The following is a 15559-nucleotide window of genomic DNA, read 5'->3' as shown; positions in this document are numbered from 1 at the left end:
GTGTGGTCTTGTGCATGACCATGCCGGACGATCTGGAAAACTGACATCTTGTGGAAGGTTATCTCGCCGTCATCGTGATCGTGGCCGTCGTCGCCCTGCTGGCGGCCGGCAGCCTCTTCCTGCTCTTCAGGCCGGGCCGCAAGGCGCCCCCGCCGGTCAAGCCGCCTGAGGCGCCTCCCCTTCCCGAGGAGGCGGAGCGGCCGCCCGCGGCGGCCGAGGAGGGCGAGGGCGCGACCACCACGCTGCCGCCGCCGGCGAAGCCGGCCGAGCCGATGGTCGTCAAGCCCGAGATCGAGGTGCCGCCGCCGTCCGCGGGCCGGATGGTGCGGCTGCGCTCCCGGCTGGCGCGTTCCCAGAGCGCGCTCGGGCGCGGCCTGCTGGAGCTGCTGTCCCGAGACCGGCTCGACGACGATGTCTGGGACGAGATCGAGGAGCGCCTGATCACGGCCGACGTGGGCGTCGCGCCGACCCGTGCCGTCGTGGAGGAGCTGCGCACCAAGGTCAAGGTGCTGGGCAGCCGCACGCCCGGGGAGGTGCGCCGCCTGCTGCGCGAGCAGCTGCTCGCCCAGATCAACCCCGATCTGGACCGCACGCTGCACGTCCAGAAGCACGGCGAGCGGCCCGCGGTGCTCCTCATCGTGGGCGTCAACGGCACCGGCAAGACCACCACCACAGGCAAGCTCGCCCGTGTCCTGATCGGCGACGGAAAGAAGGTCGTGCTCGGCGCGGCGGACACCTTCCGCGCCGCGGCCGCCGACCAGCTGCAGACCTGGGGGGAGCGGGTCGGCGCCGACACGGTGCGCGGGCCCGAGGGCGGCGACCCCGCCTCCGTGGCCTTCGACGCCGTGGCCAAGGGCATCGAGGAGAAGGTCGACGTCGTCATCGTCGACACCGCCGGCCGCCTGCACACCAAGACCGGCCTCATGGACGAGCTGGGCAAGGTCAAGCGGGTCATCGAGAAGAAGGCCACGGTGGACGAGGTGCTGCTCGTCCTCGACGCCACCACGGGCCAGAACGGCATGCGCCAGGCTCAGGTGTTCGCCGAGGTCGTCAACATCACGGGCATCGCGCTGACCAAGCTCGACGGCACCGCCAAGGGCGGCATCGTGATCTCGGTGCAGCGGGAGCTGGGCGTCCCGGTCAAGCTCGCGGGGCTCGGTGAGGGGCCGGACGACCTGGCGCCGTTCGACCCGGAGGTGTTCGTGGACGCGATTCTGGGGGAGTGATCGATTTCCGGACGGGCGGTAATGACAAGGGGAATGGCCCTTACCAGATAAATGGTGATCGGTCGCATATGTCTGTGTTGAGATGTATCGGTCATCAATGATCGCAGTAGGGAAAGGGCGCCCATGAAGAAGATCGTTGTCCACAGGCCCGGGACCGTGAAGCCGACGGCCGCGGCCGCGCCGAGACACCACTCCTGACACCGTCGGCCCGGCGTCTCGCGCGGGGGGCGCCGGTGCCTAGGAGGTTCGTGTGGACACGATCGTTCTCGATGCCGACCGCCGTGTCGGCGGCCCTTACACGCTGGCCGCCGCCCTTCTCGACCGCCTCGTCCCGCAGGCGCTGCGGCGCCGGCCCGGCCTGGTGGCCGCTCACGACATCGAGATCCGCGCGGCGGCGCCGCACCTGCGTGACGCCGTGCCGGCGCGACGGCGCTCGCTGGCCGACGACCTGCCCAGGGCACAGCGGGTGCTCGTGCCGGGCGCGCGGCGCAGCCTCAGGATCGCCAACGGGCTTGCCGCGTTCGTCCGCGACCATCTGAGCCGGACCGGGGCGCTCACGCTGATCGTGACGAACCTCGGCGAGGCCGACCACACCGACGCCGAGCTCGTCGCCGTGTTACGGCGCCGGCTGGACCCCGGGCTCCTCAGGATCGAGGAGGGTCCGTCCGCGCCCGGCGCGGGCCCGCTGCCCGCTGACTTCGACCGTTATCGCGACGAGGGTTTCCACCACGCCATGGCGGAGTCGGGCCTGGTGGAGTTGCGCGGCGTGGAGAACGTGCCCCTCCTGCTGCGCGTAGCCGCCGCCCTGGAGGCCATCGAACGCGAGGACGAGGCCCGCGACCTCTACGACCGGGCCCGGCGTGAGAGCACCGATCCCCGGCAGCGCGCCACCGCCGCCTACGCCACCGCGATGATCCTCGTACGCCACCACGACCACGACCGGCGTGACCCCGAGCAGGCGCTGGCCTGGATCAACGAGGCGATCACGATCACGTCACTCCTGCCCGACCGGCGTGAGCGAGCCTTCCACCTCGGCTTCGACCTCAACGGCAAGGCCCTGGTCGAGGTACGCAGAGGACACTACGACGCCGCAATGGAGCTCGTGCAGCAGGCCATCGACCTGGCCGAGCGGGACCTGCCCGGCGAGCACCCCATACACCGGCTCGTGCTGCACGCCAACCGCGCCCAGCTCCTGGCCATGGCCGGCCGCGAGGAGGAGGCGCTGGCCGACTACACGCGGGCCATCGAGGCCGATCCCGGCTACCCCGACTACTACCTCGACCGGGGCAACCTGCTGCACAGGTTAGGCAGGACGGAGGAGGCGCTGGCCGACTACGAGGCCGTCATGCGGCTGAGCCCCCCGTTCCCCGAGGCGTACTACAACCGGTCCGAGCTGCGCTTCGCCGCCGGCGATCTGACGGGCGCCCGCGCCGACCTGGATCATACGCTGGAGCTCGATCCCGACTTCGCGCCCGCGTACGTCAATCGCGCCGGTCTCTGTGTGGCGATCGGGGATCATGCTTTGGCCAGGCAGGACGTCGAACGCGGGCTGGCGATCGCGCCGCAGGATCCCCACCTGCTGTGTGTGCTCGGACAGGTGGAGCTGGCCGAGGGCCGCCACCCCGAGGCGCGCATCGCGTTCGACCGGGCGCTGGAGTTGGATCCCGGCCTGGCGGCAGGCTGGGCGAGCCGGGCCGAGCTGGCCTTCGAGCACGGCGACCACGAGGCGGCGCTGGCCGATCTGGCACGGGCGCTGGAGCTGGAGGAGACGGCCGAGCTGCTGTTCAACCGGTCGGTGGTGTACCGAGCCGTGGGCCGGCCGGACCGGGCCAGGCAGGACCTGCTCAGGGCCGCCGAGCTGGCCCCGGGCGACGCGGACGTCGAGGAGGCGCTGGCCAGGGCTGACCGCGTCAGTGGGAGCGCGGCCGGATCGGCACGACCAGCGGCGTCCCCGCCACAGGATCCTCGATGACCTTGGCGTCCAGCTCGAACACCTCGCCCAGCAGCTCCTCCGTGAGCACCTCGTGCGGGGAGCCCACCGCGATCACCTTGCCGGACCGCATGGCCACCAGCCGGTCGGCGTAGCGGGCGGCCAGGTTGAGGTCGTGCAGCACCATGACGACCGTGCGGCCCGCCTCCTGGTGCAGGTGCCGGACGAGCTCCAGCACCTCCACCTGATGCGCCAGGTCCAGGAACGTCGTGGGCTCGTCGAGCAGCAGCAGATCCGTGCCCTGGGCCAGCGCCATGGAGATCCACGCCCGCTGCCGCTGCCCGCCCGACAGCTCGTCCAGCGGCCGCTCGGCCAGGTCGGCCAGGCCTGTCATGTCCAGCGCCGCCGCGACCGCGCCCTCGTCGTCGGAAGACCACTGCCGATACCACGTCTGGTGCGGATGCCGGCCCCTGGCCACCAGGTCGGCCACGGTCAACCCCTCGGGAGCGGTGGGCGCCTGGGGGAGCACGCCGAGGATCTTGGCCACCTCGCGGGTGGGGATCTTGTCGATGCGCTTGCCGTCCAGCAGGACCTCGCCGCCCTGGGGCTTGAGCAGACGGCCGAGCGCGCGTAGCAGGGTGGACTTGCCGCAGCCGTTCGGGCCGATGATCGTGGTCACGGTGCCCGCCTCGACGCCCAGGTCGAGCCCGTCGACGACGATGCGGTCCCCGTACCCGAGCTTGACGTCGGTGGCCTGCAGTCTCACTTCCGGGCTCACTTTCGGGCCCTCCAGATCAGGTGGATCAAGTACGGGGCGCCCAGGACGGCGGTGACGATGCCGACGGGCAGTTCGAGCGGGGAGAACGCGGTCCTGGCGATCAGGTCGGCGGCCGTGGTGAGCACGCCGCCGATGACCGCCGAGCACAGGAGCGGCGGCTGCCCGGACCGGGCCAGCCGGAGCGCGATCTGTGGCGAGGCGAGCGCCACGAACGCGATCGGCCCGGCCGAGGCGGTGGCCACGGCGGCCAGCAGCACGGCGGCCAGGATCATCAGGGCGCGGGCCAGGTTCGTCCGCACGCCCAGGGAGGTGACCGTGTCGTCGCTGAAGCGCAGCGCGTCGAGCGAGCGGGTGCCGAGCAGGGTCAGCGGCACCAGCACGGCAAGGGCGAGGGCCGTGGGCATCACGTGCTCCCAGCCGCGGCCGTTGAGCGAGCCGCTGATCCAGACCATGGCGCGGGCGGTGTCGTTGACGTCGCCTACGGTCAGGAGCCAGAACTTGACGTTGGTGAAGACGGCGGCCACACCGATGCCGACCAGGACCAGGCGGTAGCCGTCCAGGCCGCGCCGCCACGCCAGGCCGTACACGACGGCCGCGCCGATCAGGCCGCCGAGCAGGGAGAGCGCGGGGATGCCGAGGGTGGCCAGCAGGCCGCTGGTGCCGCCGTACACGCTGCCGCTGGCCACCACGCCCGCCACGACCATGACGGAGGCGCCGGTGGTGACGCCGAGGATCTCGGGGCTGGCCAGCGGGTTGCGGGCGATGGACTGGATGATCGCGCCGGACAGCGCGAGCGCGGCGCCGACGAGGGCGCCGGTCAGCGCGCGCGGCAGGCGCAACTCCATGATGATGAAGTGGGCGGGGCTGTTCTGGTCGAAGGTGCCGGCGATCACCTCGGCGACGGTCATCTCGATGTCGCCGATGCGCATGTTCAGAGCCATGAGCAGGGCGAGGACGGCCAGACCGAACACCGTGATGGCGACGCCGCGCAGGCGTAGCCGCCAGGACAGGGTGCCGACGCGGAGGGAGACAGCGATCTCAGAAGTCGGCATGAGATTGCCCCAACACAGCGGTCATCACAGCCGCACCGGCTTCCTGCGGCGGACCAGGGCCACGAAGAACGGGGCGCCGATCAGCGCGAGCACCACGCCGACCTCCAGCTCGCCCGGCGGGGCGACGACGCGGCCGATCACGTCGGCGAGCAGCAGCAGCGCCGCGCCGATCAGCCCCGAGTACGGCAGCAGCCACCGGTGGTCGGTGCCGGAGAGCGGGCGGGCCAGGTGGGGCACGATCAGGCCGACGAACGACAGCGAGCCGCAGGCGGCGACTGCCGCGCCCGACAGCAGGGTGACGGCGGCGACGCCGATGGTGCGGGTCATGGCGATGTTCTGGCCGAGGCTCCTGGCCACGTCCTCGCCGAGGGAGAGCGCGTTCAGGCCGGGCGCGTTGAGGATCGCCAGGACCAGGCCGACCAGGATGAACGGCAGCACCTGCCGGACCACGTCGGCGCCCCTGGCCGCGATCGAGCCGGCCTGCCAGAACCTGAACACGTCCATGGCCTGCTCGTCCAGGAGCACGATGGCCGAGGTGAGGGCGTACAACATGGCGCTGACCGCGGTGCCGGCCAGCGCCAGCGTGACCGGCGTGGGCCCGCCCCTGCCGCCCACCATGCCGAGCGCGAACACCGCCACGCTGGCGACCAACGCGCCCGCCAGCCCGAACCAGATGTAGACGAGCAGGCTGGACGCACCGAGCAGGATGATCGAGGCCACCATCGCGAACGCCGCCCCCTGCGTGACGCCGAGCAGCCCCGGGTCGGCGAGCGGGTTGCGGGTGTGGCCCTGCATCAGCGCGCCGGCCACGCCGAGCGCGACGCCGGCGAGCACTCCTAAGACGGTCCTCGGGACGCGGAGCGAGCGGATAATGATGTCGTTCTCGCTGCCGGTGGGCGTGGTCAGCGCGGCCCAGGCGTCGGCGAGCGGGACGGACTTGGAGCCGATCGTGATGCTCAGCACCACGGCCACCGCCACGGCGGCGAGGAGCGTGAGCAAGACGGTGAAACGGCGGTGACGAATGCCCTGGAGGCGCGGCGCGGCGGCGGTTGCGCTCACCCGGTCCCTCCTCAGCGTTTGCTCGATCCCGGTGAAGTATGCCAGCTTAGGCAGGGCTAACCTAATTTAGGTTTGCCTTACTTTTTCGGGAAAGGGATTTCACATGAGACCGTTGCGCGCGCTGGTCGGCGCACTCCTCGTGGCGGGCCTCGCCGCCTGCGGCTCGGCCGAGCCCGCGGCCACCACTTCCACCACCTCCGCGGCGGACGCCTCGTTCCGCACCATCAAGCACGCGATGGGGGAGACGAAGATCCCGGCCCAGCCGAAGCGGGTGGTCGCGCTCGACCAGAGCTTCGTGGACGCGGTCCTCACGCTGGAGACCCCTGTGGTGGGGCACACGACGTACCGCTCACTTGACGACAAGCTGCCCGACTATCTGGGGACCGTCGCCGAGCAGTACGGCAAGGAGGCCACCCCGGTCGGCACGCTGGAGGAGCCCAGCCTCGAGAAGATCATGGCACTCAAGCCTGACCTGATCGTCTCGGCCAAGGTCCGCCACGAGGCGCTGTACGACAAGCTTTCCAAGATCGCGCCGACCGTCTTCAGCGAGACCACCGGGGCCATCTGGAAGGAGAACATCCGGCTCATGGGTCAGGCCCTGGGCAAGGAGCAGCTCGCCGACACCAAGATCAAGGAGTACGAGGACCGGGCCGCCAAGATCGGCGCGTCGATCAAGGAGAAGGAGGGCGAGCTGCCGACGATCTCCATCGTGCGGTTCGCCGGTGAGCCCACGGTCCGGCTCTACGTGGAGAAGTCCTACTCCGGCATCGTGATGAAGGACGTCGGTTTCCCGCGCCCTGACGGCCAGCCCACCGTTGAGGACACGATCGCGGTGGACGTGAGCCAGGAGCGGATCCCGGACCTGGACGCCGACCACATCTTCGTCTCCTCCTACGAGGACCCGTCGGTCGCGGAGTCCAAGAAGAAGTTCCTGGACAACCCGCTGTGGGCCAAGCTCAAGGGCGAGAAGCACGACGTCGCCGACCTGACGTGGATGACCGCGGTGGGTATCCAGGGCGCGCACTCGATCCTGGACGACGTCGCCGAGTTCTTCGGCGTGGACCCGGCCAGGGCCGCCTAACGAGGCATCCAGGCGCGTAGCTCGCGCAGATGTGGCTCGATGTCCAGCCGTCGGCCGGCGAGCCACTCCGGGTTGCCGTACGTGCCCTTGTAGCGGTTCCCGCTGTCGCAGATCAGCGTGACGATGCTGCCCTGTTCGCCCGTTCGCCGCATCTCGTCGATCAGCTCCACGCAGGCCGCCATGTTGGTGCCGGTGGAGCCGCCGACGTCGAGGCCGGTCACCTCGCGGGTCCAGTGCATGGCGGCGATCGAGCGGGCGTCGGGCACGGCGATCATGCGGTCGATGACGGACGGCTGGAAGGAGGGTTCCACGCGGGGGCGGCCGATGCCCTCGATGCGGGAGCCCTTCGCGGTGACGGAGGTGTCGCCGGAGATCCAGCTCGGGTAGAAGGCCGAGCCTTCGGGGTCGACGACGGCCAGGCGGGTGGGGTGGCGGCGGTAGCGGATGTAGCGGCCGATGGTCGACGACGTGCCGCCGGTGCCGGCCCCGACCACGATCCAGGCGGGCTCGGGGTACGGCTCCAGGGACATCTGGGAATAGATCGACTCGGCGATGTTGTTGTTGCCCCGCCAGTCGGTGGCCCGCTCCGCGTAGGTGAACTGGTCCATGAAGTGGCCGCCGGTCTCGGTGGCGAGACGATGAGATTCGTCATAGATCGCGCCGGGGTCCGTCACGAGATGACACTTCCCGCCGTAGAACTCGATGAGGTGACACTTCTCCGGCGACGTGGAGGCCGGCATGACGGCGATGAAGGGCAGGCCGAGCAGCCGGGCGAAGTAGGCTTCACTCACGGCCGTGGATCCGCTGGACGCCTCGACGATCGTGGTCGTGGGGCCGATCCACCCGTTCGCCAGGCCGTACAGGAAGAGGGATCGGGCAAGTCGATGTTTGAGTGAACCGGTCGGGTGCACCGACTCGTCTTTCAAGTAGAGGTTTACACCCCAGTCCGAGGGCAGCGGAAAGACGTGCAGGTGTGTGTCGCAACTGCGGTTGGCGTCGGCTTCGACCTTGCGTATCGCCTCCGCCACCCAGCGGCGCGTTCCCGTATCGTGACGGTCCACGAAATCCATGTCCTTACGCTATCCCATGTGACGTTGGCCACTAGAACTGCAAATTTGGGTGGGTAGTGTTATGATACTGAGACTTGTCCGGCCGTGGACGTGACCACACACGCCGCGAGCAGATGGACGGAAACCCCCTCTGACCAAGGCGGACCCTCTTTAACGCGTCCCTTAGCCGGGACTTGCCATGATGGGACCGCTGTCAGGCGGCCTATGCCGAAACGGGGGATAGCGCTAGGGGGAATGATTTGATCACTATGACCGATGAGCAGCGTCAGGACTGGTTCGAGCGCGATGTCGTGCCCGTGACGTCGCAGCTGTTCGCCTCCGCCATGCGCCTCACCCGTAACGCCGCTGACGCGGAGGATCTGGTGCAGGAGACGGTGGCGAAGGCATATACGTCGTACCACCAGTTCCGGGAGGGCACCAACCTCAAGGCGTGGCTGCACCGGATTCTGACCAACAACTTCATCAACGACTACCGGAAGAAGCAGCGCTCGCCGAAGCTGTCCGCCGCCGAGGAGATCGAGGACTGGCAGCTGCACGCCGCCGAGTCGCACAGCTCGACCGGGCTGCGGTCGGCCGAGAACGAAGCGCTCGACCGGCTGCCCGACAGCGTCGTGATGAACGCCCTGCGCTCCCTGCCCGAGGACTTCCGCGTGGCCGTCTACCTGGCCGACGTCGAGGGGTTCGCGTACAAGGAGATCGCTGACCGCATGGGCACGCCCATCGGCACGGTCATGTCCCGCCTGCACCGGGGTCGCCGGCAGCTGCGCGGCATGCTGGAGGAGTACGCCCGCGAGGAGGGCGCGATCCGCGTCCCGACGCAGCGTGCCGCCTAGGACTCCATAGACAGATGAAGGCGGACGCGTAACACGCCGCCTTCCGTGCGCAGCTCCACGAGATCGCAGAGCTGACGACTGATCCAGAGCCCGTATCCCCTGGGGGATTCGGGCTCAGGTGGTATGTAGCCGGGTAAGGGGTCGTCGAGGGCGCCGCCGGGATCGGCGATCTCACAGATCAGCTCACCGTCGCTCGCCCACATCGTGATCGTGCCGTACCCGGCGCCGTGCTCGATGCTGTTCGCGGCGATCTCCGAGACGCTGATGACCAGCGACGTGACGTGGTTGCGGTCCATTCCCGCCGCCCTGGCGTACTCGCCGACGCTCTGGCGCAGCCGCCGCAGCTCGCGTCCGGTGAACCTGATGGTCACCGCGCCGGGTCCCGGCTCGGGGAGCGGCGCGTGGTCATCGTCGAGCACCAGCTCGTGGGGCGGGACGAAACGGGTGCTCGTCGTCTCACCTTGGGCGCCGAGCAGCAGGGGATGGTTCACCTCGTTGTACGCCAGCACGGCCGGCGGCACCCTGCGGAGGTCGTACATGCACAACATGACGGCCGAGACCGCGCTGAGCGCGGCGTTGACCACGGACTCGTAGCGGATCAGCTCCCTGATCTCGCGGCCGCTCCTGCCCTCCCAGCTGGGCTCGCCGATCACGAGAGTACGGCGCCCGCGCGTGTACTCGTGATAGGCGGCCAGCGTGCGGTACGGGTGGCCGTACCAGGAGGTGGAGACCCGTGTGTCGACGCGTCCCGCGTCGCGGCCCAGGGCGTCGGCCAGCCGGGCGAGCTTGGTCGCGCCGGTGATCACGAGGACCCGTCTGCCCTCGTTGAGCGCGGCCCGCACGCGGGGCACGGTGAGATCCAGAAAGGACTCATCGGAGTCGTAAGGCACGCCAACGTGCCGCAGACCCTCGCCATCGAAACGTGCCCGCTCAGGGCGCACGGGCGAAACGTAACAAGCGCCGGTGGGCTACGCAACGGCTATCAAGGCCACCGCGCCGAGCGCGCATGCCACACCGGTCACCTGAATCGTGTTCAGCCGCTCCCCGAGCACCTGCCTGGCCAGCAGCAGCGTGCTGGCGGGGTAGAGAGACACCAGCACGGCGACCAGGCTGAGCAGGCCCTCGCGCTGCGCGAGCAGGAAGAGCACGTTCGCCGCCATGTCGAGCACGCCCGCGGCCACGATGATGCGCAGCGCACCAGCCCGCGGCCGGAGCGAACGCCGGGCGGCCAGCGCCACCAGCGCCACCGCGGTCACCGAGGACAGCCGCGCCCCGACCAGAGGCCACAGACCCCCGTCGACGGGCGCCATGGCGAGCAGGATGAAGAACCCGCCGAACCCGGCGCCGGCGGCCAGCGAGGTCATCAGCGCCCCGAGCGAGGCGCGCCCGCCCGGGGACCCGTCCTGGCTGACCAGGAGCACCGAGCCCAGGGCCAGCACCACGCCGGCCAGCGCCCAGAACCCGGGCCGCTCGCCCGTCGCCAGCCCGAACACCACCGGCAAGGCCGCCGAGGTCACCGCAGTCGTCGGCGCGACCACCGACATGACGCCGGTGGCCAGTGCCCGGTAGAACAGTGCCAGTCCGGCGGCGCCCGACAGCCCGGCGGCCAGCCCCCAGAGGATCGCCCGATCGCTGAAGGTCCCCGGCAGCAGCGGCAGCAGGCCGAGGATCAGCGCCAGCCCCGCCAGCTGCGAGAGCACGACGACCGACAGCACCTGTGTCCGTCGGGTGGCCAGGCCGCCGAAGAAGTCGGCCGTCCCGTAGACCACCGCGCAGGCGGTCGCCAAGATCACTGCGGTCACCCTTGTCCTCCTTGGGGACAGTTCAATGTGTTGCACACGTAGTACAACACATTAGGTGCAACAGAGTGCAAATCGGTATCACTAGACTGAACTGGTGGAGGACCCCGCGCTGATCAACCAGGCCATCGCCAACAACGTTCGTTTCCAGCGCTCGCACCGAGGGCTGACGCTGGACCAGCTGGCCGCCAGATCAGGCGTGAGCCGGGGCATGCTGGTCCAGGTGGAGCAGGGGCGTACGAACCCGAGCGTCTCCACCCTCACCCGGATCGCCTCCGCGCTGGGCGTCACCGTGGCCCGGCTGGTCGAGGTGGCCGACGTGCCCATGGTGCGCATCGTGGACAAGGCCGACGTGGTCACGTTCCACCAGGGCGACGTGCAGGCGCGGCTGCTCGTCGGCGCGGACACGCCGATGATCCTCGAGCTGTGGGACTGGCGACTGGCGCCGGGCGAGCACCACGACGGCGACGCGCACCCGCCCGGCACCCGCGAGATGCTCACCGTCCTGGAGGGTGAGCTGACGCTCAGCGTCTACGGCAAGACTCACGTGATCGGCACGGACGACGCGGTGCTCTTCACCGCCGACCGGCCCCATCGGTACGCGAACCGGGGCGAAGAGGAGCTCAGGCTCATCATGGTGGTCGCCGAGCCACGCGACACACATGACCAGTGACGGCACGTTCGGGAGGCCTACACGTACGGCATATCTTGGACGGCTCATGCCCGTTGCTGGGTACATCCCTGGTGTACTGCGGGACGTCGGCAGGGGGTGACGGGTGAGTGAGGCCCGAGCGGCGACGGAGAAGCTCCATACGGAACTTCATGGTCTGGGCGTCACCAGCGCGTACGAGGTGGGCGACGACGCCACCATCTCGGTGTGGATAGGCCTTGTCGTGCGGTATAGGGATGGTTTTTACCGCTGGCAGGAAGGAACGGCGAAACGTCGGCATCTGGGTACGGATCCGGTTGGATGTGCCATACGCGTGGCGCGCCGCTACAAGGAACTGCAGGCCGATATCCCACTCTGGTGGGACGACCTGGCCAGGGAAATGCGGGGGAAACCGGTCCAGGATTATCCATAGCGTCGGCCCCCCGCATGCGGTGTTCCGGGGGGAAGCATGCGCGTATGGGCCCTGCCGCTGGCCCTGCTCGCCTTGGTGGCCTGCGTCACGTACTCGGTGGCGTACCGCCGATCGGCCGAAGCACCGGTGATCGCGCCGATGCGACCGGCGAGCATCGATCCCGTCGCGCTGGCCAAACGGCTCGCGTCGATGCAGGCCGGCTGGCCGAAGAGCCGCAAGTTCGACTGCGCGCGGATCAAGTGTGTGGCCCTGACCTTCGACGACGGACCCGGCGAGTACACCGGCCGGCTGCTCGACCTGCTCAGCCAGCGTGACGTCCGGGCCACGTTCTTCGTCATCGGGCAGATGGTGGCCGCCGACAAGGGCGGGTTCATCACGCGCCGCATCGTGGACGACGGCCACGAGATCGGCAACCACTCCTGGAGCCATCCGCCGCTGGCCGAACTGTCGCAGGAGGCGGTCCGGCGCGAGCTCCGGTACACCGAGGACATCGTGGAGCGGGTGACCGGGGTCAGGATGCGGGTGATGCGGCCGCCGTACGGGTCCACGGACGACGCCGTGGCCGCGGAGACCCGCCGCGAGGGGCTGGCGCAGATCCTGTGGAACGTCGACACGCTCGACTGGCGAGACCGGGCGGCCGCGACCGTGGCCAAGCGGGCGGGCGAGGCCAAACCCGGGTCGATCGTCCTGCTGCATGACATCCACCGCAGCACTGTGGACGCCGTGCCGGCGATGCTCGACACGCTCGCCAGGAAGGGCTACACGTTCGTCACGGTGTCGGAGTTGTACGGCAAGACGCCGCTGCCGGGGCGGACGTACATCTCGCGGTGACCCGGGATGTCGGTGGGACGTGGCACCCTGACGGCATGGGTTTCACCGGCTTCCCCGACGAGGCGTTCATCTTTTACGAGGGTCTCGAGGCGGACAACAGCAAGACCTACTTCGCCCGGCACAAGCAGCTTTACGAGGAGGCCGTGCGGGCGCCCATGCTCGCGCTCACCGACGAGCTGGCCGCCGAGTTCGGGCCCGCGCAGCTCTTCCGGCCCTATCGGGACGTGCGCTTCGCCAAGGACAAGTCTCCTTATAAGACCCATCAGGGTGCGTTCGTGGATCTGATGCCGGGGATCGGGTTCTATGTCGAGATCAGCGCGTCCGGGCTGTTCACCGCTGGTGGCTTCTACACGCAGGCGGCCGACCAGGTGGCTCGGTATCGGGCGGCGGTGGACGAGGACCTGTCGGGCAAGCCGCTGTCGGCGATCACCGACGCGTTGGCGGCGGGTGGTTACGCCTTGCTGGGCGAGCGCCTGAAGACCAAACCTCGGGGTTTCAGCGAGGAGCACCCGCGCATCGACCTGCTGCGTCACAAGTCGTTGTACGCGGGGATGCGCTTCGAGCCCGAGCCTTGGGTGCACACGGCGGAGGCCCGCTCCCGGGTGGAGCGCACGTGGCGCGCCTTCGGCCCGCTGGTCGAATGGCTCTGCACCCACGTCCGCGGCAGCGAGCTCCCTCGCCGCTGACCACCTACCCCGGCGCCCGGCGCCGGCGGGGTGTTGCGGCCACCCACGGATCGGGGTCCGCGGCGCTCGTGAGAACCGCGGGCCCCGCTACCGGTCTGGCCGCCATGGCGCACCCAACGATCGCCCCCGAACGACGACGAGACGACATGGGAGCGCTCGCCGATGGGGCCGGACTTCTACTGGCCGCACTTACCCGAGAGCGGTGCTTTGCTCAGCGAAGAAGACGTTCACGCGCGCTTGGCGCGGGCGGCGGCGCGCCCCCGGATGGAGGCGTCGAGCACGACCTTGCGGATGCGTACGGCGTCCGGGGTGATCTCCACGCACTCGTCCTCGCGGATGAACTCCAGCGCCTGCTCCAGCGACAACACCCGTGGCGGGATCACCTTCTCGGTCTCCTCGCTGGTCGAGGAGCGCATGTTGGTGAGCTTCTTCTCCTTGGTGATGTTCACGTCCATGTCGTCGGACCTGGAGTTCTCGCCGATGATCATTCCTTCGTAGACCTCGGTCGTCGGCGAGACGAACAGGGTGCCACGCTCCTGCAGGTTGAGCATCGCGAACGCGGTCACCGGGCCGGACCTGTCGGCCACCAGGGAGCCGTTGTTGCGGGTGCGCAGCTCGCCGAACCACGGCTCGTACGAGTCGAACACGTGGTGCACCAGGCCGGTGCCGCGCGTCTCGGTCAGGAACTCGGTACGGAAGCCGATCAGGCCACGCGCCGGCACCACGAACTCCATCCGGATCCAGCCGGTGCCGTGGTTCGTCATGTGCTCCATGCGGCCCTTGCGCACGGCCAGCAGCTGCGTCACCGCGCCGAGGTATTCCTCGGGGCAGTCGACCGTGAGCCGCTCGACCGGCTCGTGCACCTTGCCGTCGACGACCTTGGTGACCACCTGCGGCTTGCCGACGGTCAGCTCGTAGCCCTCGCGGCGCATCTGCTCGACGAGGATGGCCAGCGCCAGCTCGCCCCGGCCCTGCACCTCCCAGGCGTCGGGCCGCTCGGTCGGCAGCACGCGCAGCGACACGTTGCCGACGAGCTCCTTCTCGAGGCGGTCCTTGACCATGCGGGCGGTGACCTTGGTGCCCTTGCTCTTGCCCACCAGCGGCGAGGTGTTGGTGCCGATCGTCATCGAGATGGCCGGCTCGTCCACGGTGATGAGCGGCAGCGGGCGCGGGTCGTCGGGGTCGGCCAGCGTCTCGCCGATCATGATGTCGGGGATGCCGGCGATGGCGATGATGTCGCCGGGGCCCGCCTCCTCGGCCGGCTTGCGCTCCAGCGCCTCGGTCATGAGGAGCTCGGTGATCTTGACTCTCTGGACCGTGCCGTCGGTGCGGCACCAGGCCACCTGCTGGCCCTTGCGCATGACACCCTGGTGGATGCGGCACAGCGCGATGCGGCCGAGGTAGGAGGAGGCGTCGAGGTTGGTCACGTGCGCCTGCAGCGGCGCGTTCGGGTCGTACGTCGGCGCCGGGATGGTCGACTTGATGATGTCGAACAGCGGCTCCAGGTCCTCCGAGTCGGGCATGCCGCCGTCTTCGGGGCGGCTCATCGAGGCCCGGCCGGCCTTCGCGGAGGCGTAGACGATCGGGAAGTCGATCTGCTCCTCGGTCGCGTCCAGGTCCATGAAGAGCTCGTAGACCTCGTCCACGACGTCCTTGATGCGGGCGTCGGGACGGTCGACCTTGTTGATGCAGAGGATGACCGGCATCTTCGCCGACAGCGCCTTGCGCAGGACGAAGCGGGTCTGCGGCAGCGGCCCTTCCGAGGCGTCCACCAGCAGCACGACACCGTCGACCATGGACAGCCCGCGCTCGACCTCGCCGCCGAAGTCGGCGTGGCCCGGGGTGTCGATGATGTTGATGGTCATGCCGCCGTGATTGACCGCGGTGTTCTTCGCGAGAATGGTGATGCCCTTCTCGCGCTCGAGGTCGTTGGAGTCCATGACGCGGTCGTCGACGTCCTGGTTGGCGCGGAAGGCCCCGGACTGCCAGAGCATGGCGTCGACCAGCGTGGTCTTGCCATGGTCGACGTGCGCGATGATCGCGATGTTCCGCAGGTCGTCGCGGCTGTTCAAAGGCATGATGACGTCTCGCTCTGTGTCGTGGGGTCGGCCGCGCGAAGTCGCGACCACATA

At 69.4% G+C, this 15559-nt stretch carries 15 protein-coding genes; 8 read left to right on the top strand and 7 right to left on the bottom strand.

Going from position 1 to position 15559, the window contains the following annotated elements; all coding sequences use genetic code 11:
* Positions 1-50: 50 nt before the first annotated feature.
* Together ftsY and ETD86_RS01175 are read left to right on the top strand one after the other, a co-directional pair.
* Positions 51-1226 carry a signal recognition particle-docking protein FtsY gene (gene ftsY / locus ETD86_RS01180; RefSeq protein WP_138664183.1) on the top strand — a complete coding sequence of 392 codons (1176 nt, stop codon included), beginning with the start codon at positions 51-53 and terminating at the stop codon, positions 1224-1226.
* 250 nt (positions 1227-1476) lie between these two features.
* A complete protein-coding gene (locus tag ETD86_RS01175) occupies positions 1477-3198 on the top strand; it encodes a tetratricopeptide repeat protein (protein WP_138664182.1) in 1722 nt (573 codons plus the stop codon).
* Here ETD86_RS01175 and ETD86_RS01170 read toward each other — a convergent pair.
* From ETD86_RS01170 to ETD86_RS01160, 3 genes are read right to left on the bottom strand one after another with little or no spacing between them, the layout of a single operon-like run.
* Positions 3137-3922 carry an ABC transporter ATP-binding protein gene (locus ETD86_RS01170; protein WP_138664181.1) on the bottom strand — a complete coding sequence of 262 codons (786 nt, stop codon included), beginning with the start codon at positions 3920-3922 and terminating at the stop codon, positions 3137-3139. The two genes, ETD86_RS01175 and ETD86_RS01170, sit on opposite strands and share 62 nt — an antisense overlap.
* Positions 3923-3930: 8 nt before the next feature.
* Positions 3931-4986, bottom strand: a complete 1056-nt coding sequence (locus tag ETD86_RS01165; protein WP_138664180.1) for a FecCD family ABC transporter permease — start codon at positions 4984-4986, stop codon at positions 3931-3933.
* Positions 4987-5010: 24 nt separating this feature from the next.
* Entirely contained in the window at positions 5011-6045 is a 1035-nt protein-coding gene (locus ETD86_RS01160; RefSeq protein WP_170222813.1) for a FecCD family ABC transporter permease, read from the bottom strand.
* A gap of 103 nt (positions 6046-6148) precedes the next feature.
* Here ETD86_RS01160 and ETD86_RS01155 point away from each other — a divergent pair, with 103 nt between their 5' ends.
* Positions 6149-7126, top strand: a complete 978-nt coding sequence (locus ETD86_RS01155) for an ABC transporter substrate-binding protein (RefSeq protein ID WP_138664178.1) — start codon at positions 6149-6151, stop codon at positions 7124-7126.
* Here the strand turns inward: ETD86_RS01155 and ETD86_RS01150 are convergent.
* Positions 7123-8196: a PLP-dependent cysteine synthase family protein gene (locus ETD86_RS01150; protein ID WP_138664177.1), complete on the bottom strand. Its 1074-nt coding sequence runs from the start codon at positions 8194-8196 to the stop codon at positions 7123-7125. The genes ETD86_RS01155 and ETD86_RS01150 overlap by 4 nt on opposite strands.
* Before the next feature lie 248 nt (positions 8197-8444).
* Here ETD86_RS01150 and ETD86_RS01145 point away from each other — a divergent pair, with 248 nt between their 5' ends.
* The gene (locus ETD86_RS01145) at positions 8445-9029 is read left to right on the top strand and encodes a sigma-70 family RNA polymerase sigma factor (RefSeq protein WP_138664176.1); all 585 of its coding nucleotides are present in this window, start codon (positions 8445-8447) and stop codon (positions 9027-9029) included.
* On the opposite strand, the gene ETD86_RS01140 is transcribed toward ETD86_RS01145, so the two are convergent.
* Entirely contained in the window at positions 9026-9970 is a 945-nt protein-coding gene (locus ETD86_RS01140; protein ID WP_138664175.1) for a sensor histidine kinase, read from the bottom strand. The genes ETD86_RS01145 and ETD86_RS01140 overlap by 4 nt on opposite strands.
* 27 nt (positions 9971-9997) lie before the next feature.
* Positions 9998-10831: a DMT family transporter gene (locus tag ETD86_RS01135; protein WP_138664174.1), complete on the bottom strand. Its 834-nt coding sequence runs from the start codon at positions 10829-10831 to the stop codon at positions 9998-10000.
* Positions 10832-10925: 94 nt separating this feature from the next.
* Between ETD86_RS01135 and ETD86_RS01130 the strand changes: the two genes are divergently transcribed.
* From ETD86_RS01130 to ETD86_RS01115, 4 genes are all read left to right on the top strand, one after another.
* Positions 10926-11501, top strand: coding sequence for a helix-turn-helix domain-containing protein (locus ETD86_RS01130; protein WP_138664173.1), 576 nt, complete (start codon positions 10926-10928; stop codon positions 11499-11501).
* Positions 11502-11604: 103 nt separating this feature from the next.
* Positions 11605-11910 (top strand): hypothetical protein, encoded by a 306-nt coding sequence (locus ETD86_RS01125; protein ID WP_138664172.1) that lies wholly within the window; start codon positions 11605-11607, stop codon positions 11908-11910.
* 36 nt (positions 11911-11946) lie between these two features.
* On the top strand, positions 11947-12741 hold the full coding sequence (locus ETD86_RS01120; protein ID WP_138664171.1) for a polysaccharide deacetylase family protein: 795 nt from the start codon (positions 11947-11949) through the stop codon (positions 12739-12741).
* 35 nt (positions 12742-12776) lie between these two features.
* Positions 12777-13427, top strand: a complete 651-nt coding sequence (locus ETD86_RS01115) for a DUF2461 domain-containing protein (RefSeq protein ID WP_138664170.1) — start codon at positions 12777-12779, stop codon at positions 13425-13427.
* Positions 13428-13654: 227 nt separating this feature from the next.
* On the opposite strand, the gene typA is transcribed toward ETD86_RS01115, so the two are convergent.
* A complete protein-coding gene (gene typA, locus ETD86_RS01110; protein WP_138664169.1) occupies positions 13655-15505 on the bottom strand; it encodes a translational GTPase TypA in 1851 nt (616 codons plus the stop codon).
* Between the last annotated feature and the right edge of the window lie 54 nt (positions 15506-15559).

Origin of the sequence: Nonomuraea turkmeniaca (genome assembly GCF_005889735.1) — a bacterium.
In the GTDB taxonomy this organism is placed as follows: domain Bacteria; phylum Actinomycetota; class Actinomycetes; order Streptosporangiales; family Streptosporangiaceae; genus Nonomuraea; species Nonomuraea turkmeniaca.
The sequence above is the reverse complement of the archived record's forward strand: the minus strand, read 5'-3'. Positions and strand labels throughout refer to the sequence as shown.